Annotated in this window: 18 protein-coding genes and 1 tRNA gene; 1 reads left to right on the forward strand and 18 read right to left on the reverse strand. The window is 72.8% G+C overall.

Going from position 1 to position 21404, the window contains the following annotated elements; all coding sequences use genetic code 11:
* Nucleotides 1-5: 5 nt before the first annotated feature.
* The 8 genes from ACZ1IK_RS02155 to ACZ1IK_RS02190 are packed head-to-tail and all read right to left on the reverse strand — an operon-like array spanning nucleotide 6 to nucleotide 9439.
* A complete protein-coding gene (locus ACZ1IK_RS02155) occupies nucleotides 6-1043 on the reverse strand; it encodes a glycosyltransferase family 4 protein (protein ID WP_465098280.1) in 1038 nt (345 codons plus the stop codon).
* The gene (locus ACZ1IK_RS02160) at nucleotides 1040-2185 is read right to left on the reverse strand and encodes an acyltransferase family protein (RefSeq protein ID WP_465098281.1); all 1146 of its coding nucleotides are present in this window, start codon (nucleotides 2183-2185) and stop codon (nucleotides 1040-1042) included. The genes ACZ1IK_RS02155 and ACZ1IK_RS02160 overlap by 4 nt, the downstream gene beginning before the upstream one ends.
* Nucleotides 2182-3321: a glycosyltransferase gene (locus ACZ1IK_RS02165; RefSeq protein ID WP_465098282.1), complete on the reverse strand. Its 1140-nt coding sequence runs from the start codon at nucleotides 3319-3321 to the stop codon at nucleotides 2182-2184. The genes ACZ1IK_RS02160 and ACZ1IK_RS02165 overlap by 4 nt, the downstream gene beginning before the upstream one ends.
* Complete coding sequence (locus tag ACZ1IK_RS02170) at nucleotides 3312-5555, reverse strand: N-acetylneuraminate synthase family protein (RefSeq protein ID WP_465098283.1); 2244 nt, start codon at nucleotides 5553-5555, stop codon at nucleotides 3312-3314. The genes ACZ1IK_RS02165 and ACZ1IK_RS02170 overlap by 10 nt, the downstream gene beginning before the upstream one ends.
* Nucleotides 5552-6343, reverse strand: a complete 792-nt coding sequence (locus ACZ1IK_RS02175; RefSeq protein ID WP_465098284.1) for an acylneuraminate cytidylyltransferase family protein — start codon at nucleotides 6341-6343, stop codon at nucleotides 5552-5554. The genes ACZ1IK_RS02170 and ACZ1IK_RS02175 overlap by 4 nt, the downstream gene beginning before the upstream one ends.
* Nucleotides 6340-7461: an RNA-binding protein gene (locus ACZ1IK_RS02180; protein ID WP_217565214.1), complete on the reverse strand. Its 1122-nt coding sequence runs from the start codon at nucleotides 7459-7461 to the stop codon at nucleotides 6340-6342. Before ACZ1IK_RS02180 ends, ACZ1IK_RS02175 begins: the two co-directional genes overlap by 4 nt.
* On the reverse strand, nucleotides 7458-8519 hold the full coding sequence (locus tag ACZ1IK_RS02185) for a CgeB family protein (protein WP_217565213.1): 1062 nt from the start codon (nucleotides 8517-8519) through the stop codon (nucleotides 7458-7460). Before ACZ1IK_RS02185 ends, ACZ1IK_RS02180 begins: the two co-directional genes overlap by 4 nt.
* Entirely contained in the window at nucleotides 8516-9439 is a 924-nt protein-coding gene (locus ACZ1IK_RS02190; RefSeq protein WP_465098285.1) for a glycosyltransferase family 2 protein, read from the reverse strand. The genes ACZ1IK_RS02185 and ACZ1IK_RS02190 overlap by 4 nt, the downstream gene beginning before the upstream one ends.
* Nucleotides 9440-9639: 200 nt before the next feature.
* On the opposite strand from ACZ1IK_RS02190, the gene ACZ1IK_RS02195 reads away from it, so the two are divergent.
* Entirely contained in the window at nucleotides 9640-10734 is a 1095-nt protein-coding gene (locus ACZ1IK_RS02195) for a PqqD family protein (RefSeq protein ID WP_465098286.1), read from the forward strand.
* 54 nt (nucleotides 10735-10788) lie between these two features.
* On the opposite strand, the gene lepB is transcribed toward ACZ1IK_RS02195, so the two are convergent.
* From lepB to rsmA, 10 genes are all read right to left on the reverse strand, one after another.
* Nucleotides 10789-11535: a signal peptidase I gene (gene lepB / locus ACZ1IK_RS02200; RefSeq protein ID WP_070709771.1), complete on the reverse strand. Its 747-nt coding sequence runs from the start codon at nucleotides 11533-11535 to the stop codon at nucleotides 10789-10791.
* A 2-nt stretch (nucleotides 11536-11537) separates the two neighbouring features.
* Nucleotides 11538-12518, reverse strand: coding sequence for a ribose-phosphate diphosphokinase (locus tag ACZ1IK_RS02205; protein ID WP_070709768.1), 981 nt, complete (start codon nucleotides 12516-12518; stop codon nucleotides 11538-11540).
* A gap of 116 nt (nucleotides 12519-12634) precedes the next feature.
* A complete protein-coding gene (locus ACZ1IK_RS02210; RefSeq protein WP_087114480.1) occupies nucleotides 12635-13672 on the reverse strand; it encodes a nucleotidyl transferase AbiEii/AbiGii toxin family protein in 1038 nt (345 codons plus the stop codon).
* On the reverse strand, nucleotides 13650-14219 hold the full coding sequence (locus ACZ1IK_RS02215; RefSeq protein WP_070709107.1) for a type IV toxin-antitoxin system AbiEi family antitoxin domain-containing protein: 570 nt from the start codon (nucleotides 14217-14219) through the stop codon (nucleotides 13650-13652). Before ACZ1IK_RS02215 ends, ACZ1IK_RS02210 begins: the two co-directional genes overlap by 23 nt.
* An 85-nt stretch (nucleotides 14220-14304) precedes the next feature.
* Nucleotides 14305-15798, reverse strand: coding sequence for a bifunctional UDP-N-acetylglucosamine diphosphorylase/glucosamine-1-phosphate N-acetyltransferase GlmU (gene glmU, locus ACZ1IK_RS02220; RefSeq protein ID WP_465098287.1), 1494 nt, complete (start codon nucleotides 15796-15798; stop codon nucleotides 14305-14307).
* 37 nt (nucleotides 15799-15835) lie between these two features.
* Nucleotides 15836-15907, reverse strand: a tRNA-Gln gene (locus ACZ1IK_RS02225).
* A 64-nt stretch (nucleotides 15908-15971) separates the two neighbouring features.
* Nucleotides 15972-17465, reverse strand: coding sequence for a sugar transferase (locus ACZ1IK_RS02230; RefSeq protein ID WP_159305442.1), 1494 nt, complete (start codon nucleotides 17463-17465; stop codon nucleotides 15972-15974).
* 142 nt (nucleotides 17466-17607) lie between these two features.
* Entirely contained in the window at nucleotides 17608-19449 is a 1842-nt protein-coding gene (locus tag ACZ1IK_RS02235) for an ABC-F family ATP-binding cassette domain-containing protein (RefSeq protein WP_070709111.1), read from the reverse strand.
* A 66-nt stretch (nucleotides 19450-19515) separates the two neighbouring features.
* Nucleotides 19516-20484: a 4-(cytidine 5'-diphospho)-2-C-methyl-D-erythritol kinase gene (locus ACZ1IK_RS02240; protein ID WP_070709113.1), complete on the reverse strand. Its 969-nt coding sequence runs from the start codon at nucleotides 20482-20484 to the stop codon at nucleotides 19516-19518.
* Nucleotides 20481-21401: a 16S rRNA (adenine(1518)-N(6)/adenine(1519)-N(6))-dimethyltransferase RsmA gene (gene rsmA, locus ACZ1IK_RS02245; RefSeq protein ID WP_465098288.1), complete on the reverse strand. Its 921-nt coding sequence runs from the start codon at nucleotides 21399-21401 to the stop codon at nucleotides 20481-20483. Before rsmA ends, ACZ1IK_RS02240 begins: the two co-directional genes overlap by 4 nt.
* Nucleotides 21402-21404: the final 3 nt, after the last annotated feature.

The raw sequence follows: 21404 nt of genomic DNA on the forward strand, positions 1-21404 counted from the left end.
GAGAGTCATAGGGACAGGTCATCCAGGAGCTCGGCGACGGCGGCGCGGCCGGCCTCGGGTGAGAACAGCGACGCCCAGCGTTGCCGCTGGGAGCGGGCCACCTCGCCCAGATCGACCGCGCGCACGGCCCGCAAGCAGCCCGCGAGCGCGGCAGCGTCCCGCTGCGGAACAACGAAGGGGTGATCGCTGCCGACCACCTCGGGAACGGCCCCCGCATCGGAAGCCACCACCGGAACGCCCGCGGCCATCGCCTCGGCCGTCACCAAGCCGAAGACCTCGGCCCACTGCGACGGCACGGCCAGCACGTCCACGGAGGTCAGGAACTCGCCGGTGTCCTGCCAGCCGAGCACCTGGACGTCCTCACCGGCTGCCTTCAGGGCGGTGGCGAGCCGCTCGGCTTCGTCCTCCGCCACGAACCGGCTCTCCCCCGCGATGCGGAACACGAAAGCACCCGGGTCGGTCCTCCGCAGCAGCGCGGCAGCCTCCAACAGGGTGACGATGCCCTTGCCCTCGGACAGCCGTCCGAGGAAGCCCACGGTCACCGGATCATCGGCACCGCGGGCCGGACGTGTCTGCGGTGCCGTGGGGGCCGGAACCCAGTTGTGGAGTACGCGCGCCCCGCGGATCCGGTTTGCCGCGAATCGGGACGGCACGAGGACCGCGAGCGCGCCGGGGCGCGCCAGGGCGGAGAACACGCGCAGAACCGGCTTCTCGGGCACCTGGTGCAGGTGCACGATCCGGCGCGGCCGGCCGGCCAGGGCCGTGGCCGGCAGCAGCCCGTTGCACCAGGCGACGTCGTCCCCGCCTCGGCCGCGGTCCCAGGCCCGGAGAGCACGCAGGTACCCCAGTCGTCCGGGCCCACCCACGCGGACCACGTCGAAGCCGTCCGCGGCCAGACGATCGGCGGTCTCGGCCGGGTGCGCCGGGGCCACGACGCCCACGTCCCGCCCCAGCTCGCGCAGGGCCGTGGCGAGGTGGTGCAGCATCACCTCGCCGCCACCCACTTCGCCCTGGTTCGCCAGGATCCAGATGCGTCCGGTCATCGGGCCGGCTCCAGGGATCGGGGATGTCCGGTCCGCGCGTCCACGACGGAGCGGACGCGGGTCAGCCCCCGCTTGGCCGCGCGGCCGAGGTGCTCCTCGCCGTACTTCTGCAGGGCCCAGGCGAGCACGGAGACCACGGCCAAGGCCACGAGCATGGCCATGTTTCGGCCTACGTACGGCCATAGAGCATGGATGACCAGATAACCGGGAATGACGTGGATGATGTACAGGGAGTAGCTGATCCGGCCGTAGAACTGGAAGGGCGGCGTTGTGAGGAGCCACGTCCTTCGTCGGAGGGCCACAGCAGTGAACAGGGTCGCTGCTGCCAGCACCCAGAGCCCAAGGGTCATGTCGCGCAAGACGAAGGGGCTCACGACAGCCGATAGATAGGCTGCGGCCACCGCTCGTCGGTGGCGACCCGTCTCCCGTGCCAGGAACACCACCATGCCCAGGACGAACATGGGCGCATACTCGGCAACAGTGATGTTGTTGACGAGTTTGACCCACGTGGGGTCCCCCGCTGGGCGTGGCGCCGCGGCCTGTGACGTCACAGCCACCACCGTCCAGGACAACACAGACCAACCCAGGCATGCCCACAGGACCAGACGGTCCGACAGGCGACACCGGCTGAGGATGAGGAGGGTCAAGACAAGTGCGTAGAACTGCATCTCGACCGCCAGGGTCCAGTAGACGTCGACCACATCGTCGACCAGCAACCATCGTTGGACCATCGTGAGGTTGACGATGATCTGCCCCGGACTCAGCGAGTACCCCGGCACCTGAACGAGGGCGAGGATCACCACGGCGAATGCAAGCGAGAGCCAGTACGGCGGGTACAGCCGGGCGGCTCGGGAGATGACGAAATCGCTGGGACGCGAGGCCCGGCGCGCGGTCATGAGGATCACGAAACCGCTGATCATGAAGAACAGCTGGACCCCCGTGCCACCCCAGACGAAGTCATGAAAAGCGGGGGGATCGTCGCGGTAGTGGAAATTGTGCGTACCGCCGAAGTGCGAGAACACCACGGCCAGCGCCGCGATCCCCCGAAGACCGTCCAGCTCCCGGAACCGAGGTCCCGGCACTCGCTTCTCGGCCGGGGCCACCGAGGCCGCCCCCGGCTCGTTCGGGCTCGCCGCGGTCATCGGTGCCCGCCCTTCCCCACCCGGCGCCCGAGCACCTCGAGGGTCGCCTCGGCGACCGCCCGGGCCATGGTCTCCACGTCGCCCACGCGCACCTCGCCCGGGCCCTCGGCGGCGGCGCGCACGACGGCGTCGGCGATGGCCTCCGGAGTGGTTTCGCGGACCAGGCGCTCGGGCGGCAGGATCTCTCCGTTGCCGCCCACGTCCGTGGCGACGGCGGGCAGGCCCGCGGCCGCAGCGTCGAGCAGGGTATAGCTGAGGTTCTCCCACGCCGAGAGCTGCACCAGCACGTCGTGCTCGGCCATGGCCCCCCACGGCTCCACGAAGCCGGGCAGGTCGACCGCATCCGCGACACCGAGCGCCTCGGCCTGAGCGCGCAGCTGCCCCTCCAGGGGACCCGAGCCGGCCAGCGTCAACCGCGTCCCGGGGTCGCGCTCCAGCAGGGCGGGCAGTGCGGCGATCAGCCGGTCGAGGTTCTTCTCGGGGGCCAGCCGGGACAGGGAGAGGATCCGCAGCCCCTCCCCCGGTGCGCGCCGCTGCCCCGCGGCCGCGGCGCGCACCGCGGGCCCGTCCACGCCGTTGCGCACCACGGTGAGGGGCGCCCCCGCGCCCCATTTGCGGCGCAGCACGTCCGCGGTGGACTGCGCCACCGCGATCACGAGGTCCGTGCCGCGCAGCCGGGCGCGGTGCGCGGCGTTCTTCACCCGGGCCGCCGCGGCGCGGTTGTACAGCCCGTCGTCCGGGGCGATCCCGTGCTCGGTGCTGAGCAGCGCCGGCGCACCGGCCCGCTGCCGGGCCCGCCCCGGGCCGAACGCGGTGAACGCCGCGAGGTCGGCGTAGGCCAGGTGCGTGTGGACCGCGGCCGGACGCAGGGTGCGCACCGCCGTCCGGAGCGTGCGCACCGAGGCGGCCAGGCCGGCGTCGGGACCGACGTCCCCGGTGAACACCGCCGCACCCTGCTCGCGCAGGCGCTCGGCGAGCGGTCCCTCGGGGCACAGCACCGCCAGACGCAGACCGGGCAGGCCCACGCGCGCGACGTCGAGGACGTGCCGGGCCACGCCGCCGAGGTCGGCGACGGGCACCACCCAGAGCGTCAGCGGGGCCGGGGTGCTCGTCGCCGCCTCGGGGATCACAGCCACTGCTCCAAGCGGTCCAGGGCCGTCCAGAAGCCCTCGCCGTTGTTGATGTGGCCCTGCCAGATCTCCGGGATGAAGCTCACCCCGGGGGCCAGGCGGTCCAGTTGCTCGCACAGCACGGGCCAGTCGACGTCGCCCTCGCCGATCTGCGGCCCCTCCCCGTCCACACCGGTGGCGTCCACGAGGTGCAGGTGGATGGTGTGCGGGGCCAGCTTCTCCACCATCTCCGAGAAGGGGATCCCCAGGAACGTGGCCGAGAGCTTGGAGTGGGAGATGTCCAGGCACAGCGGCACCCCCGTGGCCTCCACGAACGCCACGGTGTCGTCCGGGTCCATGAAGAGGTTGTGGTACTGCTGACCGCCCATCAGCCACGGGAACGGCGGCAGCGTCTGCGCGGCGATCCGGATGCCGGAGGTGTCCAGGCGCTGCACGGCCTCGGCGATGCGCTCGTACTTCGGCAGCCGCTCCTCCGGGCGGATGTGCCGGTCCAGGGTGAACCCGCCCATGGTGATGACCATGATGGGCTCCTCCTCGTTCGGGAACCAGCGCTTCAGGTCCCGGGTGATGTCGATCGTGCGCTGCACCTCGGCGATCGAGCGCTCCCACACGGCGTCGTCGTCGCTGGCCAGATCCACGAGGAAGTCACCGGAGAAGATGTCCGGCAGGTGGGTGGTGAAGCCCATCGGCATGGGCTCGGTGAACACCGAGTCGATGTCGATCTCGAGGTCCTTGTAGGAGAAGTGGAACTCCAGGAAGTCCGGGGTGCAGTCCTTCGTCAGCGCCTCGACGTCGTGGTAGCGCACCGGCAGGCCCCAGGGGCGCCGGAACTGGAACTGGCGCCCGGTGGGCACCGAGTCCGTGAGGTCACCGGCGAAGAAGAAGTCGCCCTCGGCCATCTCGCGGTGCAGCGTGCGGCCGACCAGACGCGGCAGCTCGTTGGGCTGCAGGCCACGGCCCGGGGATTTCACGGTCACGTCCGCCTCGGTGATCGTGGCGCCGGCCTGCAGCGGGCGGGCCGCCACCAGGGACTTGGCCAGGTTGATGCGGTTCATCGCCTCGCCTGTGGAGACCACGCGCTCGGTCCCGACGCCGATCGACTCCTCGATGTCCCGGGTCTGCCGCACCATCTGCGCGAACTCCTCCGGCAGCAGGGAGACCTTGTGGTCGTTGCCCTCGAGCCCGCGGTCCACGGTGAAGTGCTTCTCGATGATCGCAGCGCCCCGGGCCACCGCGGCCAGCGCCACGTGGAAGCCGCGCTCGTGGCCCGAGTAGCCCACCGGCGTCTGCGCGATCTCCGCGAGCCGGTCCAGGTAGGCCAGGTTCACGTCCTTGTAGGGGGCGGGGTACGTGGACTGGGCGTGCAGCATCGCGAAGGGGACGCCGAAGGAGCGCACGAGGGCCACCGACTCGCGGATCTCCTCCTCCCGGGACATGCCGGTGGAGAGCACCATCGGCAGGTCGGAGGCGCCCGCGTCCCGCAGCAGACCATGGTTCGTCAGATCCGCGGAGGCGATCTTCACGCCGTCCACCGGGTACTCGCGCAGCACCCGCATGGACGGGGCGTCCCACGGGGTGCACATCAGGGCGACGCCGGCGTCCCGGACGTGGTCGAACACCCGCACCATGTCCTCGGCGGAGAGCGAGAACTTGGCCAGCTCGTCCAGGGTGCGCTGGGCCCCCAGGTCCTCGCCGGCGGTGGCCGCACCGGACTGCCGGTACAGGGCGTCCATGTCCCGCAGCTGGAACTTCACGGCGTCCGCACCCGCCTCGACGGCCAGGTCCACGAGACGGCGGGCCAGGTCCACATCACCCTGATGGTTGTTGCCGATCTCCGCGATCAGGAACGCCGGGTGGCCCTCCCCGATCCGGTGCCCGCCGATCCGCAGCTCGGCCTCCCGGTTGATCGCCAGGGCCGTCAGGCGGCCGCGCTCGTCCAGCAGCGGCAGGTGCAGCGCCCCGGCGGGCAGGGCCTCGCGCATCTCGGCCGGGGAGGCGCCCAGGGGCGCCGTCGCCGGGTCGCGATGGGCGACGTCGGCCGCGGCCACGTCCAGCGACGCCTCCGGATGGGCCACGAGCCAGCGGCGCACGTCCCCGTCCGTCAGGGAGCCGACGAGGAAACCGTGGGAATCCACCACGAACACGATGCGCTCGCGGTTGTCGGTCATCTTCTGCAGGGCGACCAGGAGCGAGTCCTCGGGGAAGACGAGGTAGGGGGTGAGCCTGCGTTCGATGATCACTGCGCGCCTCCGGGGGTGCGGTTCGGGCCGGTGGTGGGGGTCTCGGCGGTGCGCGGGGCACCGAGGTCGGGGTGGTGCTGGAGCACCTTCTGGACCGCCAGGTACTGGTCCATCTGCTGCTCGGCCAGGGCGAAGTCCAGCTCGGTGTCGATGTCCACGCCCTCGAGGTCGTCGAGCTCCAGCATGCCGATCCGGCCGCCGAGCCGGTTGTGCAGCCGGTCATAGACCCAGGGGCGCGTCACATACAGCGAGCCGTTCTCGCGGAACCGCAGGTCGGCGCGCGACATGTCCTGCCGGCGCTTGCGCGCCGTGACGTCGAAGTCCGGGATCGGCTCCCCGTCGGGATCCTCGGGATGGCGCCACAGGAACGGGGACACCGGGACGACGCCGACCAGCGAGTCCACCCCCGTGTCCCGGAACTGCCGCACGGCGCGGTCTAGGGTGCCGGGCAGGCGCAGCGGACTGGTGGCCTGGAGCAGCATCACGCCCTCGGGTTCGACGCCGGCCGCGCGCTCGGCCGCGAGCACGTGCTCGATCACGGGCTCGGTGGGGGTCGAGTCCTGCGCCAGGTGGGCCGGGCGCAGGCCCGGGACGTCCGCGCCGTAGCGGAGGGCGACCTCGGCGATCTCGGCCGAGTCCGTGGAGACCACCACGTGCAGATCCTCCTCCGCCTCGAGGGCGGCCTGGATGGTCCAGGCCACGAGCGGGTGGCCGCCCAGGAGGCGGATGTTCTTGCCGGGCAGCCCCCGGGACCCGCCGCGCACGGGGATGACGCACAGGATGCTCACGCGGACTCCTTCCAGACGTGCTCGGCGATCGCGGCCGCGGGGTCCGCGGTCGGCGAGGCCAGGGCCGGGGTGGGCTCCGGTGTGCGGCCGGGCCGCCACCGGGTCATGCCGTAGCGCCGCCAGAACCCCTCGAGCCAGGCGGGCGGGTCCGGGTGGACGGCCCACGCAGGTCTGCCGGCCTGCGCGGCCTCGAGGATCCCGGTGGAGAAGACGGCGGCCACGGGCCCGCGCGTGGCGACGAGGGGCGCCCCGGCGTCGTCGATCCGCACACCGGCTCTGCGCCAGGCCGCGTGCTGGCCGCGGGAGAGACGGTCCCGCTCGGCCGGGTGGGGGCGGTAGGCGGCGCCGGTGGCCCGCACGTACTGTTCGGCGGCCGCGGCGAAGTCCCGGCGGGGCAGCTCGGCGCCGTGCAGCTGGCCGAGGAACACCCCGGGGCCGTCGTCCCCGGCACCCGCGAGCGCGGGCGCGGTCCGGCGGGCCTGCTCCAGCAGTGCCGAACCCACCGGGACGGCCTCCACATCGGCGCGGCCCTGGGTCCACCAGTCCGCGTCCGCGCTCGTGAAGGCGTACAGGGTGGCGTCCTGCGGGACAGGCGGCGTGGACACGGCCAGCAGCCCGTGCTGGACGACGCCGACCCGCGCCCCCCGCTGCCGGGCCCAGCGCACGGCGGCGCGGCCCGAGGGCAGGTACTCCCCCGCCACCAGGACGCGGCGGAGACCGGACAGGCGCTCCGTCACGACGTCGGCGGTGGCGGCGTGCTCTCGGTGACCCGCGGCCCCGGGCAGAGCGGGTGCGTCACCGGCGGGCAACACCCAGCCGACCCCGGCGGCGACCTCCGGCCGCGCAGTCGCCAGGGCGGCCACGGGCGAGGCCAGTGCGGCCAGCTGCGTGGGGCCGAAGGACTCGAGGGCGACGAGCGTGTGCACGTCCCCCGCCGGCAGGAGCAGGCGGGGGACGTCGTCGCCGGTGGGCCGGCGGCGCGTCAGGGCGCCGGCCACGCCGCGCACGGTCGAGCGCGCGGTGTCCGCGGCCCGCCGGGTCAACGGCCACTGGGCGCGCTGCCACGCCTGCCAGCGCGGCAGATCCTCGGAGCGCCAGAAGAGGGGCGCGTCGGTCATGCCCACCACCCCTGGGCCATGGCCGCCCGGTGCGCGAACGTGTGCTCCGCGTGCGACCGGCGGCGGCCGGCCTCTCGGATGCGCGCTCCCCAGGCGGGGTCCGCGACGATCCGGCGGCCCAGCTCGATGAGGTGGTCCGCGTCCTCGAAGACGAGCACCTCCTCGTCCGGGACGTAGAACTCGGCCACGTCGGCCCGATCGACCAGCTGGAGACCGCCCATGCCGGGCACCTCGAAGGTCCGCATCGCGTGGCCGGCCTGCAACCCGTGGATGTTGATGGCGCCCGCGGCGGCCGCCTGAACGGCGTACGCCTCCTCGAGGGGGATGTCCCGTTCGGCTGGCAGGTCCGGACGGGTCAGCTCCCACGTGCGCAGGCGGTCCACCGGGTGGTGGCTCCACTGACGCCCGTAGGCGCGCACCGGCACCCCGGCCGCGGCCAGGCGGGTGAGCAGCTCCACGCGGTTCGGGTAGCGCGAGCCCACGAAGACCAGTTCATCGCGCCGCGGCACCTGGGGCAGCGCCATCGCCGGGTCGAAACCGTTGGGCATGTAGTGGGCGTCCACGCCCTCGCCGGCCAGCAGCTCGGCCTCGGAGCGGGCGTAGCTGAGCACCGGCCCGACGGAGCGCAGGAACTCCATCGAGTAGTCGTGCCGCGCGAGGTCGTCGTACAGCCAGAGCATGCGGGGCAGGCCCGCATCGAGGATCTCGGACCAGAAGTCCTCGCCCAGCGAGTCCCCCTTGATCACGAGCACGCGGTCCGGCCGGGCCTCGCGCAGGGCGGCCACGGCCCGCCCCGTGTCCCAGGCGACCCGCGCGGCCGTGCGGTCCACGCCCACCTTCTGCGGCAGCTCGAGCAGCCCCTTGTTCCGCAGCTTCATGCCGAGCGTGGCGTAGGCGTCGTAACAGTGCACCGTGACGTCGAAGCCCTGGGCCGCCCACGCCGCCGCGATGGAGCGGTGATAGCCGTGGAACGCCGGCGAGACGAGGAACAGCCGTTCCGGTGAGCGGCCGCCCCGCGCCTCGGGCGGCGCGGCCACGGTGTAGCCGGTGGCGCTCATCGGCGCTGCCCCTTCCAGACCAGCGCGTGCTCGTCCCGGAACACGGCGCGGGCGTCCACGTCCACACCCCGGGCCTGCCGGAGCGCGTTCACGGCGAAGTTCGCCCCGGTGGCCGCGGTGAGCGCGGCCCTGAGGACCCGGGGGTGACCGAACTTCCGGGCGTAGCGGTACCGGGAGTCCACCAGCCAGCCGCGCCGGCGCAGCGGATCCGAGGAGCCGTGCAGCCCGTGCGGCACACGGACGGCCGGGACCACGATCGACGGCACGCCGCGCTCGCGCAGGCGGCGCTGCAGGTCGACCTCCTCGGAATTCATGAAGTACTCCTCGTCGAACCCGCCGACGGCGCGGACCTGGGCCATCGGCAGGAGCAGCACGGCGCCCATCACCCAGTCGACCGCCACGGGCGAGGCGGACCGGGCCGCCGCGACGTCGTGCCCCACGGCCTCGTGGAGCACGTCCAGGTGACGGAAGCGGGCCAGCGGAGTCAGCCACTCCACGGTCTGGTGCAGGACCGTCGGGAAGTGCCGCCCGGACCACTGCGGCGTGCCGTCCTCGTTGACGACCTGCGGGCTGACCACGGCCGGCTGATACGGGGCGGCCGCCGCCACCAGCGCGTCGATCTGCGCCCCCGTGATCTCCGCGTCCGAGTTGAGGACCAGGGCCAGCTCGGTGGTGACCGCGGCCAGGCCGGTGTTCACGTTCGCGCCGAAGCCGCCGTTGCGCTCGCGGCGCACCACGGTCAGACGCGGATCGTGCGCCTCGGGGTACGGGGTGGGCGAGGCGTCGTCCGAGACCACGACGGCGACCAGCGCGTCTCCGGGATCGGTCAGCAGGCGGTCGACGAGGGCGAGGGTGGGGGCCGGATCGCCGTAGTGCGGGATCACCACGGTCACCGCCGCCGTGGGCGACTGGGCTGCCATGCGGGCTCCTCCCTCAGCTCGGATGGACGGCGCACTCAGCGCCCGAGAACCTGTGTCGAGTATAGGGAGGCTCTGGCGAAGACCCGTGCCAGCCAGTGGGGCGGCGCCATGGCCGCCCGCACGGCTCTCAGTACACTGACCGGACAGCCACGGGATGGAAGGGGTGAACCATGCCCGGCGCCCAGGGGGAGGACGAAGCCATGAGCGAGACCACCGCGTTGCGCATCGGCACCGGTCTCGATGCCGTGACGGTGAGCGGCCTCACAGGAGACGAGCGCGCGGAGGTCATCGCGTCCTGGGCCCGGTGCGGTGTGGAGGTCGTGCAGCCGCCCGCCGACGCGGATGCGCACCGGGGCGCCGGCGCCGCGCGTCCGTGGCTCCAGTGGCACGAGGACCTGGTGTTCCTGGCGACCTCACGGGCGATCGAGTCCGCCCGCGGCACCCACCTGCTGTTCCATGCCGCGTGCCTCGCCGCACCGGACACCGGGGCGGCGATGGTCCTGGTGGCGGCGTCCGGGACGGGCAAGACGACGGCCACGCGCCGGCTGGGACCCCATTTCGCCTACCTCACCGACGAGACGGCGATCATCGCACCGGACGGCCTGACCGTCACGCCCTACCCCAAGCCGCTGTCCCTGCTGGGGTCACGGGGGGTGCGCCCGAAGACCCAGCGCGGCCCGGACGACCTGGGTCTCGGTCCGACCCTCCCCGACGCCCGGCTGGCCCGGATCGCCGTGCTGGACCGCGTGCGGGATCCGGCAGGCCCGGTGACGCCGCGGGCGGAGGCCATAGAGCTCGTGGCTGCGCTGGGGGCGCTCGTCCCCCAGACGTCCTCCCTCTCCCTGCTCCCCCGCGGTCTCGTGACGCTCTGCCGCGTCCTCGACGCGGTCGGCGGCGCCCAACGCCTGGTCTACGCCGAAGCGGAGGACCTGCGGGATGTCGTCGACGGCCTCCTGGCGGCCCCGCCCACGCCCGTCACCCCCGCCTGGGAGGCGCTCACCGAGGAAGAGCTCTCGGCCTCCGTCGGAGTGGCAACCCCGGGCGCGGTGTCCCGCTGCGCCGTCGACGACGGCATCCTGACCGACCACGGCCGCCTGGTCCTGCTCGCCTCGGACCGCCTGGTCGTGCTCGAAGGTCTGGGCCCGTCCGTCTGGCTCCTGCTGGACGAGCCGCGGACGGCCGCCGACGTGGTGGCCCGCCTCCGCACCGAAGGACCCGTGCCCGAGGACGCCGAGGCCCGGGTGCACGAGGCGATGGACGCCCTGGTCACCGCGGAACTGGCCAGGACCGGCTGAACCGGCCCGGCCCGGAGGCGGCCGGCGCCCAGGACGCCCCGCCCCCTCAGGAGATCAGTGTCCGCCCCAGTGCGTGGGCGGCCAGACGGTCACGAAGACCTCGCCCACGATGTCCTCGCGGGTGACGAAGCGGGCGCAGTCCCCGGCCTGGTCGGCGGGGATGCCGCGGCACGCGATCACGGAGTCGGCCGAGTTCGAACGGTGGTCGCCGAGCACGAGCATCGAGTCGTCCGGCACGGTGACCGGGCCGAAGCAGCGCGCGGACATCACCTCGGACTCGCAGTCCAGCTCGTCCCGGATGAACGGCAGGTCGTTGTGGATGTATGGCTCGTCCACGGGCTCCCCGTCCACCGTCACCGCGCCCTCGGCGGTGCAGCACTCCACGGTCTGCCCCGCGGTGCCGACCACGCGCTTGACCAACGCCTGCTCGTGCGAGCGGCCGATGCCGGTGAGGTCGCCGAACGTGCGGACGGCGTTCTCCACGGCCCCCTCCGGTGGCATGGGGTGCGCCCAGTCCTCGTTGGCCGTGAAGACCACCACGTCCTGGGAGTCGGCCATCCCGTCCGGGTAGGCGGTGCGGTTGACCAGCATGCGGTCCCCCACCTCGAGGGTGTTCTCCATCGAGCCGGACGGCACCGAGTACACCTTCACCCACAGGGCCTGCACCACGGCGACGACCGCGATGGCCACCACCACGTTCAGCAGCAGGGAGGCCCAGAACGGCAGGCGCGGACGGTGAGGCTGCGGCGCGGCGACCGCGCCGCCGTGGTCCCCGTGGGCCGGCTCGACGCGCTCGGCCATGGTCAGGCGACGCCGTCGAAGAGGCTGGTGACCGAGCCGTCCTCGAAGACCTCGCGGATCGCGCGGGCGATCAGCGGGGCGATCGAGAGCACGGTGAGGGTCTCGAAGCGCTTCTCCTCCGGGATGGGCAGGGTGTTGGTCACCACGACCTCACGGGCGCCGCACTCGCCGAGACGCTGGGCGGCCGGGTCCGAGAACACCGCGTGCGTGGCGGCGATGATGACGTCCTTCGCGCCGGCGTCCTTGAGGATCTGCACGGCGCCGGCGATGGTGCCGCCGGTGTCGATCATGTCGTCGATCAGCACGCAGACGCGGCCCTCGACGTCCCCGACCACGGTCTTGGACTCGGCCTTGTTCGGAACGGTGAGGTCCCGGCTCTTGTGCACGAAGCCCAGCGGCACGCCGCCCAGGCGGTCCGCCCACTGCTCGGCCACGCGCACGCGACCGGTGTCCGGGGAGACCACCGTGACCTCCTCGCCCTCCACGCTGGAGCGGATGTGGTCCGCCAGCAGCGGGATGGCGAACAGGTGGTCCACCGGGCCGTCGAAGAAGCCCTGGATCTGGGCGGTGTGCAGGTCCACGCTCATCACACGGGAGGCGCCGGCGGTCCTGTACAGGTCCGCGACGAGACGGGCCGAGATCGGCTCGCGGCCGCGGCCCTTCTTGTCCTGGCGAGCGTACGGGTAGAACGGCGAGACCACCGTGATGCGGCGGGCGGAGGCGCGCTTCATGGAGTCCACCATGATCAGCTGCTCCATGAGGTGGTTGTTCAGCGGCGCCGGGTGCGACTGGATGATGAACACGTCCTTGCCACGCACCGACTCGCCCGAGCGCACGTAGATCTCGCCGTTGGCGAAGTCGTAGGCGCTCATGGGGAGCAACTCGGTGCCCAGCTCCTCGGCGATCTCCTGCGCGAGCTCGGGGTGGGCGCGGCCCGTGGCCAGCACCAGTCGCTTGTCCTCGCTGCGGCTCAGCTCCGTCATGACGTCCTCAACATCCTTCGTGGTTGCACGTTCCATGCCCGGCGGCGGCGCGCGGCCGACGTCCAGCGGGCCGCCTGAAGGGCCCGGTCCTCGCACCCATCCTAGGGCGCGCGGGGTCAGCCCTGAGCGCCGGAGCCCTCCGCGCCGGCGGCCCGCGCGATCCTTGTGATCAACGACTCCAGCCAATCCGCCGCGTCGGACACGCGCGGCTGCAGGAGCCTGGCCTGTCCCTCCGCACCCACTCGTGTCTCCTCCAGCGCATCCAGGTACCCCTGCTCGAGAGTCCGGACGTGAGCGACCGGAGGCGGCCACTCATGCGGTGTGTGTCCTGCCGCAGTCCGGCCGGGTGACCGAAACATGAAAGTACGGCTGACGAGATCTGCGAGCAACGGGATGTCGACACCACCCTCGGCCTCCGCCCCATGCCAGAGCAACTGGATGTCCACGAGATCGTGGCCTCGCGTCTGATGTGGATCCGTGACGGCATGGATCTTCTGTGCGAGCTGCTGCTCGACAGCCATCACGGCCACAGACCGCGGTGTTCCACATCCCAACGCGGTGACCGCCTCCGCGACCTGGGGTGCCACGACCTCGACTGGCTGCGCCAGCGTGCTGCCCTCGAATTCGTCGCGCCCGATCTCGATCGGGACCGACACCCAACTTGTCCTCGGGGAGAGAAAATGCAGGGTCACCTTCGCTCGTGACAGGACGTAGGGATCGGGCACTCCGAGAGGCTCCGCAGGATCGTCCTCATGCACCGTGCCGAAGAAGGCCACCCGGGTCGCAGCCGGGTCGGCCTTGAGTTCTCTCTTGCTCCCGGGCGCGGCCCCCCATCCCCGGTCGACGAACCCGGTCAAGTCCTTCAGCGCCTGCTGGGGATCGCGAGCCAGTAGATCGAGATCCCGGGTCGCCCGCGTCCCGGTGGCTCCATGTCGGAGTCGAACGCCATTTCCACCCTTGACTACGACGCCTTCCGGCAACATCTGCGCCACGATCACTGCTCCCAGCAACCGGCGCGCCCGGTCCACCGGAACGCCCATCGCGTCAGCGATCGCCTCCAGTCGACGGTTGAGTTGGCCTTCGCTCCTGGGCGCACCTCGAGCTCCCAGATCGCCCAGGCCCACGACCACGTCATCGACCGCCACGATGTCCACCGTTCTGCCGCGCCTCCAGGTCCTTCTTCAAGCTCCTCGCCTCGCCCACCGTGAGCAGCCCGCGCGCGCGGGCCTCCTCGATCGCAGCGGCGACGCGCTCGAGAGGGATGCGGTCGAGTGCCTCACGAAGGGCTTGGTTGATCGTGAGGCCTCGCACGCCGCCGTGAAAGGTGAGGTCCTCGTCGCCCGGCGGGGGACGGCGTCGTGTCACTCGTACATGCGCGCGCGGCGAGCCGCGGTACCGCCTCGTCACGCCCACCCGTACGACGGAGGGATCGACCAGGGCGAGGTCGTACAGTGACAGCACTGCGTCCCAGTCCAGGAATGCATCTTCACCGACCGTGGCCACGGCCTCCGCCGCGTCCGTGAACCGGTCGCGGGGAACCTGGCGATGGAGGTACACCCCGTGGGCCAGCCTCCGCAGAACGCCGCGCTGGGCGAGCTTGCGGACCTCGACGGCGGGCACGCCCGCCTCCTCCGCTTCCGTAGTGGCGATGACCCCGTGGTTCCCCGCAGCCACGTCCCACAGATCGTCACGATACGTCACGGGATCACCACCTCATCTCTGGTGTCACAACCGTACCGGAATCGGTACGGTTGTGACACGCCGACCTCTTGTCGGGCGCGCGGGGTCACCCCTGAGCGCCGGAGCCCTCCGCGCCGGCGGCCCGCGCGGCCTCGGCCGAGGAGGTGCCCGGGCGCTTGGCGGGCACCCAGCCCTCGATGGTGCGCTGCGCCACGGCGTTCAGCGCCAGGGCGCCGGCCGGGACGTCGTCGCGGACCACCGCGCCGGCACCGGTGTAGGCGCCGTCGCCCACCGAGACCGGGGCCGTGAACACCGTGTTTGAGCCGGTGCGCACGTGGGCCCCGATCACGGTGCGGTGCTTGGCGACGCCGTCGTAGTTGGCGGTGATGTTGCCGCAGCCGATGTTGGTGTACTCGCCGATCTCGGCGTCCCCGGCGTAGCCCAGGTGGGAGAGCTTGGCGCCGCGGCCCACGGTCACGTTCTTGGTCTCGTAGAACGCGCCGATCTTGCCGTCCTCCCCCAGCACCGTGCCCGGGCGCAGGTAGGTGAACGGGCCGACGGTCGCGCCCGCGCCGATCACGGCCTCCGTGGCGTCGGTGCGCTTCACCACGGCGCCCTCCCCCACCTGCGTGTCCGTGAGGGTGGAGTCCGGGCCGACGACGGCGCCCGTGGCCACCGACGTCGCCCCATGCAGCTGGGTGCCGGGCTTGAGCGTGACGTCCGAGGCGAGGGAGACGGTGACGTCCACCCACGTGGAGGACGGGTCGACGACCGTGACACCCTCCTTCATCCAGCCGCGCAGCACGCGGTCGTTGAGCTGGCGGCCCAGGTCGGAGAGCTGACGGCGGTCATTGGCGCCCTCGACCTCCCACACGTCGTCCGTGCCCACCGAGGCGACGCGGCCGCCCTCGGCGCGGGCCATGCCGAGCACGTCCGTGAGGTACTTCTCGCCCTGCACGTTGTCCGTGGAGATCTCCGGCAGGGTGCGGCGCAGCAGGGCGGCGTCGAAGGCGTAGATGCCGGAGTTGACCTCGCGGATCGCCACGAAGGAGTCGTCCCCCGTGGACTCGGCATGGGCGAGGGCGTCCTTGTGCTCCATGATCCGCTCCACGAGGCCCTCGGCGTCGCGGACGATGCGGCCGTAGCCCGTGGCGTCCTCGAGGGTGGCGGTGAGCACGGTGACGGCGTTGCCGTCCGCCTCGTGGTCCGCGACGAGCCGGGCGAGGGTCTCCGGGGTCAGCAGCGGGACGTCACCGTAGGTCACCACGACGGTGCCCTCGAGGTCCGCGGGCAGGGCGGCCAGGCCCAGCTCGACGGCGCGGCCGGTGCCCGGCACGTCGTCCTGGTCGGCGATCGCCAGCGCGTCGATACCCAGCTGGGCCGCAACCGTCTCGATGTGCTCGGCCACGCGGGCCCGCTCGTGCCGGACCACGGCCACGAGGTGCTCCGGCGCGAGCGACCAGGCCGCCGCGAGCGCGTGGCCCACGAGGGAGCGCCCCCCGATCGCGTGCATGATCTTCGGCGTCGTCGACTTCATGCGGGTGCCCTGGCCCGCGGCCAGGACGATCACGGCGGAGGGACGGGCGGACGGCTGGGACATGGGGGCTCCTGCACCGGTGGGGGTCAGAGGACGGGGGTTCCGCCCCTAGGATTCGAACCTAGACCGCACGGCTCCAAAGGCCGGCGTGCTGCCATTACACCAGGGCGGAGCGCCGGACCCCAGGGGGCGGCGACGACGGCCCATTCTTCCACACAGGTCGCGCGGATCCGGGGTCAATAGGCGCCGTCGGCGGCGACCACGGCCTTGACGGTCCGGCCCAGGATCACGAGGTCGCCCAGGATGGACCAGTTCTCCACGTAGTAGAGGTCCAGGCGGACCGCCTCCTCCCACGGGAGGTCGGAGCGGCCGGAGACCTGCCAGAGGCCCGTGATGCCGGGCTGCACCAGGAAGCGGCGGTGCACATACTGCTCATAGGCCTCGACCTCATGCGGCAGGTGGGGCCGCGGACCCACGAGGGACATGTCCCCCCGCAACACGTTCACGAGCTGGGGCAGCTCGTCGATGCTGGTGCGGCGGATGAGCTTGCCGACCCGGGTGATGCGCGGGTCGTCCTTCATCTTGAACAGCACGTCCGCATCCCCGCCGTCCGAGACGAGCCGCTCCCGGATCTCCTCGGCGTCCACCACCATGGAACGGAACTTGAGCATGGTGAACGGCCTGCCGCCGAGACCGATCCGCTCCTGCCGGAACAGCACCGGCCCGCCGTCCGTGGCCTTGACCGCGATCGCGACGGCGATCAACAGCGGCGAGATGGCGATCAGGCCCAGACCCGACGCGACGACGTCGAACGCCCGCTTGGCGAACGCCTTGCCCTCGGAGAGGCGCGGGGTGGAGAGGTGGATGAGCGGCAGACCCGCGAGGGGCTGCGTGTGGAGGCGGGGTCCGGCGACGTCCACGAGCGCGGGCGCCATGATCAGGGAGACGCCGCGCTCCTGCAGCTCCCACCCCAGTCGGCGGACGTCCCCGGGGACGAACGAGTGGCCTGAGGTGATCACCACGGCTTCGACGTCGCGCACCTCCACGAGGGCGACCACGTCCTCCACGGTGTCCAGGTCCGTGGAGACCGGTATCGGGAGGTAGTCCTCCCGCCGGGCCTTGTATCCGGGGAGAGCCGCCGCCACGGGGGCATAGCCGGCGCCGGCCTCGGAGTCGAGGGTCTGGAAGATGTGTCGGACCGCCTTCGGGCCGCCGACGAGCAGGAGCCGCCGCCGGAACCTGCCGTGGTGGCGCTGCCGCGCCACCCACCCGCGCACGAGGAACCGGCCCAGCAGGAGCAGGAGCACGCCCAACGGCAGAGCCAGACCCACGTAGCCGCGCGCCACTTCGAGACCTGCCGCATAGGCGAGGATCGCGACGGTGCCGAAGAGGTACAGGGTGCCCTGCAGGACCCGCTTGTACTCCTCGCTGCCCACCCCCAGGATCCGGATGTCCCGCGAGCCCTGGATGCTCAGCGCGAGCACCCACGCCGCGCTCAGCGCGAGGCTGATGACGCTGTAGTCGATGACTTCGGCGCCGGGGAGGGTGGTGCGCCGCGGTCCGCCGAAGCGGAGCTGGGCCGAGACGAAGGTGGCGAGCAGGACCGCGACCACGTCCACGATGAGGACGAGCAGCGGGAGGCCCCGCTCCCAAGGCCGGCCCAGGACACGGCCGCGGGCGGTCGAGCCCATGCGGAGCGCGGTCGACTCATCACCGGGACTCCCGATCACGCTCTGCTCCTCCGTCCTGACGCGGGGGGATGGTCCACGTCATGTGGGGTCAGGCATGGTGCTGTGCCCCGGCCCCCGATTATAGGGCGGAAATTGTGAATGGCTGTGACGGCCGCCGCACCCTCCTGTGCGCGCCCGCCGGTCAGTCCCCTTCGGCGAGTTCGGCAGCCTGCAGCCACTCCTCTTCCAGGACGTCCAGCTGTGCGTCGAGGTCCTTCAAGTCGGCGGAGGCCGCGGTGAGGGCATCGAAGTCCTGCGCCTGCCCCAGCTCGGCCATCCGCGCCTCGAGGCCGGACCTGCGGTCCCGCAGCCGGGTCATCTGCTTCTCGAGCCGGGCCATCTCCTTGCGGGCCAGCCGACGCTCCGCCTCGGTGGGCCCGGTGTCCTCCTCCGGCCCGCCCATGCCCGCGCACGTCCCGACGACGTCGTTGCGGCCCCGTACCGCGCCGGCTCCCCGGGCCGGGCCGCCGGCCTCGGCCATCGCGGCGCGCAGCTCGAGGTACTGATCCACCCCGCCCGGCAGGCCGCGGACCTTGCCGTCCCCGAGCAGGGCGACCTGGTGGTCGGTGACGCGCTCGAGCAGGTAACGGTCATGGGAGACCACCACCAGGGTCCCCGGCCACCCGTCCAGCACGTCCTCGACGGCGGCCAGGGTGTCCGTGTCCAGGTCGTTGGTCGGCTCGTCGAGCATGAGGACGTTGGGCTCACCCACGAGCAGGCGCAGCAGCTGCAGGCGCCGGCGCTCGCCACCCGAGAGCTCCGAGACCTGAGTCCACTGCCGGGAGGTGCCGAAGCCGAGCATCTCGAGCAGCTGGCCGGAGGACATCTCGCGGCTACCGACCTGGAAGGACGAGCCTTCGCGGGCCATGACTTCGGCGACGCGCAGGTGGGCGACGTCGTCGAGCTCCTTCACGTCCTGGGTGAGGGTGGCCGAGACCACCGTCTTGCCGCGCTTCACCCGCCCCGAGTCCGGGGCGATGCGGCCGTCGAGCAGGCGCAGCAGGGTCGACTTGCCCGCACCGTTGACGCCGACCACGCCGAGCCGCTCGCCGGGTGCCAGGCGCAGGGTGACGTCGTCGAGGATCGGCTTCTCCCCCAGCGTCAGGCTCACGTGCTCGAGGTCGAGGACGTCCTTGCCGAGCCGGGCCGTGGCCATCTTCGCCAGGGACACCGAGTCGCGCGGGGCGGGGACGTCCTCGATGATGGCGTTGGCCGCCTCGATGCGGAACTTCGGCTTGGACGTACGCGCCGGGGCGCCACGGCGCAGCCAGGCGAGCTCCTTCTTCACCAGCTGCTGACGCTTCTGCTCCGTCACCGCCGCCTGCCGGGAGCGCTCCGCGCGCGCGAGCACCCACGCCGCGTAGCCGCCGTCGAACGGGTCCACCGTGGCGTCGTGCACCTCCCACGTGCGCGTGCAGACCTCGTCGAGGAACCACCGGTCGTGGGTGACCACCACGAGGCCGCCGTCGGTGGGGCGCCAGCGCTGCTTCAGGTGGCGGGCGAGCCACGCGACGCCCTCGACGTCCAGGTGGTTGGTGGGCTCGTCGAGGAAGAGGACGTCGTCGTCCCCGGCGAGCAGACGGGCCAGGGCCACGCGACGGCGCTGGCCGCCGGAGAGGCCCCGCACGGGCTGGCCGAGGTCGAAGCCGTCGAGGAGACCGCCCAGGACGTCCCGGGCCTTGGGGTCCGAGGCCCACACGTGGTCGTCCACGTCCCCGACCACGGCCTGACGCACGGTGTGCTCCGGGTCGAGCCGGTCCTGCTGGTCCAGCACGCCCACGCGGACGCCGCCGCGGCGGGTGACGCGGCCCGTGTCGGGTTCCTGGAGGCCGGCGAGGATGCGCATGAGCGTGGACTTGCCGTCGCCGTTGCGGCCCACGAGTCCGATCCGGTCCCCCTCATCCACGCCGAGGGAGAGGCCCTCGAGGACGGTGCGGGTTCCGAAGGCGATGCCGATGTTCTCGGCGCCGAGCAGGTGGGCCATGGAGGGGGTGGTCCTTTCCGGACGGAGGAGGGGTGGTCAGGGTGCGGCGGGGTGCGCCGCCGGGTGTCACAGCACGTGGGCGCCGGGCACGGGGCCGTGGACGGGGAGGGCGCGCACTCCCGTGCGCTCCTCGATGGCCGAGGCCAGCCGCAGCGCGGAAGCCTCGTCCTGGGCCACGAAGAGCAGGGTGGGGCCGGAGCCGGAGACCATACCGCGCAGCGCGCCCTCGTCCAGGCCGAGGTCGAGGACGTCCGAGAGCTCGGGGAACAGGACGACGGCCGGGGTCTGCAGGTCGTTGTCCATGGCGGTGGCGAGTTCGAGCGGGTCGGCCGCGGCGAGGGCCCGCAGGACGGCCTCGTTCACCTCCGGGCGCGCCGGCCCGTCGGGCAGGTGGCCCTCCCGGCGCAGCTCGTCCAGGGTCTGGAACACCACGGGGGTGGACAGCCCGGCGTCCGCCGGGACGAGGACGAGGTGCACCGGGGTGCGGGCCGCGACGGGGGTCAGCTCGGCCCCGGTCCCGAGCCCGACGGCGGCGCCGCCCAGCACGCTGAAGGGCACGTCCGCGCCCAGCGGGGCGGCCAGCTCGGCGAGCTCGGCGCGGGTGTGCCCGGTCTCCCACAGGACGCTGCACGCGAGCAGCGCGGCGGCTGCGTCGGCGGAGCCGCCGCCCATGCCGCCCGCGACCGGGACCTGCTTGGCGACCTCGAGGTGCACGCCGTGGCTGTCAGGATCGAGTCCGAGGGTGTGCCTCAGGTGTGCGGCGGCGCGGTGCGCGAGGTTGCGCTCGTCCCAGGGCACGTCCTGGGTGTCCACCAGACTGATGTGGCGGCCCGACGGGCCGACGGTGATCCTCCCGTCCGTGCGCGCGATCGCCGTGACGGTCTCCCGCAGGCTGACGGCCAGGTACACGGTGGCCACGGGGTGGTAGCCGTCCGCGCCGGGCGGCCCCACCCGCAGGGACAGGTTCACCTTGCCGGGGGCGCTGACCGTGACGTGCCGGGCCGCGGGGTCGAGGCCGAGGTCCTCCGTCGTCATGCGCTCACCTCCGCCGCACGCCGCGGGCCGTGCTCGGCGATCCGCGCGAAGGCCGCGATGTCCAGGGCCTCGCCGCGGGCGCGCGGGTCCACGCCGGCGGCCACCAGGGCGTCCTCCGCCGCCTGCGGCGACCCCGCCCAGGAGGCGAGCGCGGCGCGCAGGGTCTTGCGGCGCTGGGCGAAGGCGGCGTCCACCACGGCGAAGACCTCCCGGCGGGACGTGCTGCCCGCCGGCGGCTCGCGCCGGGTGAAGGCGACCAGCCCGGAGTGGATGCGCGGAGCGGGCCAGAACACCTGGGTGCCGATGGTGCCCGCCTTGCGCACGTCCGCGTACCACGCCGCCTTGGCGGACGGGACGCCGTAGACCTTGGAGCCGGGCCCGGCCGCGAGACGGTCCGCGACCTCCTCCTGCACCATCACCAGGCCGTGCCGCAGCCCCGGCAGGACCGCGAGCGCGTGCAGCAGCACGGGCACGGCCACGTTGTAGGGCAGGTTCGCCACGAGCGCGGTGGGGCCGGCGGCGGCGGCGGCGGGCCGGACCTCGGCCAGTGCCTGCTCGCTCAGCGTCATGGCGTCCGCGTGCAGCACCGCGAGGGCGTCCTCGGCCCCGGGGCGGAACTCGGCGGCGGTGCGCGGCAGGCGGGCGGCGGTGACCGAGTCGATCTCGACGGCGGTGACGGCGGCGGCCGCGTCCAGCAGGCCGAGGGTGAGCGAGCCCAGACCGGGGCCGATCTCGAGCACGTGCTCGTCCGCGGTCACGTCCGCGGCCTGCACGATGCGCCGGATCGTGTTCGGGTCGATCACGAAGTTCTGGCCCCACTGCTTGGTGGGACGCAGGTCCAGCTCGGCGGCGATGCGCCGCACGTCCGCGGCGCTCAGCAGCGGGGCGGGGGCGGGGTGCGGGGAGGGCTGGACCATGCC

This window comes from Micrococcus sp. CS26 (assembly GCF_055522295.1).

Bases quoted from the DNA above. Each gene is read 5' to 3' on its own strand.
- lepB (WP_070709771.1), bottom strand. From the start codon at position 11,535: ATGGCCGAGCGCGTCGAGCCGGCCCACGGGGACCACGGCGGCGCGGTC.
- ACZ1IK_RS02190 (WP_465098285.1), bottom strand. From the start codon at position 9,439: ATGGCAGCCCAGTCGCCCACGGCGGCGGTGACCGTGGTGATCCCGCAC.
- ACZ1IK_RS02240 (WP_070709113.1), bottom strand. From the start codon at position 20,484: ATGACGACGGAGGACCTCGGCCTCGACCCCGCGGCCCGGCACGTCACG.
- ACZ1IK_RS02235 (WP_070709111.1), bottom strand. From the start codon at position 19,449: ATGGCCCACCTGCTCGGCGCCGAGAACATCGGCATCGCCTTCGGAACC.
- ACZ1IK_RS02185 (WP_217565213.1), bottom strand. From the start codon at position 8,519: ATGAGCGCCACCGGCTACACCGTGGCCGCGCCGCCCGAGGCGCGGGGC.
- rsmA (WP_465098288.1), bottom strand. From the start codon at position 21,401: ATGGTCCAGCCCTCCCCGCACCCCGCCCCCGCCCCGCTGCTGAGCGCC.
- ACZ1IK_RS02205 (WP_070709768.1), bottom strand. From the start codon at position 12,518: ATGACGGAGCTGAGCCGCAGCGAGGACAAGCGACTGGTGCTGGCCACG.
- ACZ1IK_RS02155 (WP_465098280.1), bottom strand. From the start codon at position 1,043: ATGACCGGACGCATCTGGATCCTGGCGAACCAGGGCGAAGTGGGTGGC.
- ACZ1IK_RS02180 (WP_217565214.1), bottom strand. From the start codon at position 7,461: ATGACCGACGCGCCCCTCTTCTGGCGCTCCGAGGATCTGCCGCGCTGG.
- glmU (WP_465098287.1), bottom strand. From the start codon at position 15,798: ATGTCCCAGCCGTCCGCCCGTCCCTCCGCCGTGATCGTCCTGGCCGCG.
- ACZ1IK_RS02195 (WP_465098286.1), top strand. From the start codon at position 9,640: ATGAGCGAGACCACCGCGTTGCGCATCGGCACCGGTCTCGATGCCGTG.
- ACZ1IK_RS02160 (WP_465098281.1), bottom strand. From the start codon at position 2,185: ATGACCGCGGCGAGCCCGAACGAGCCGGGGGCGGCCTCGGTGGCCCCG.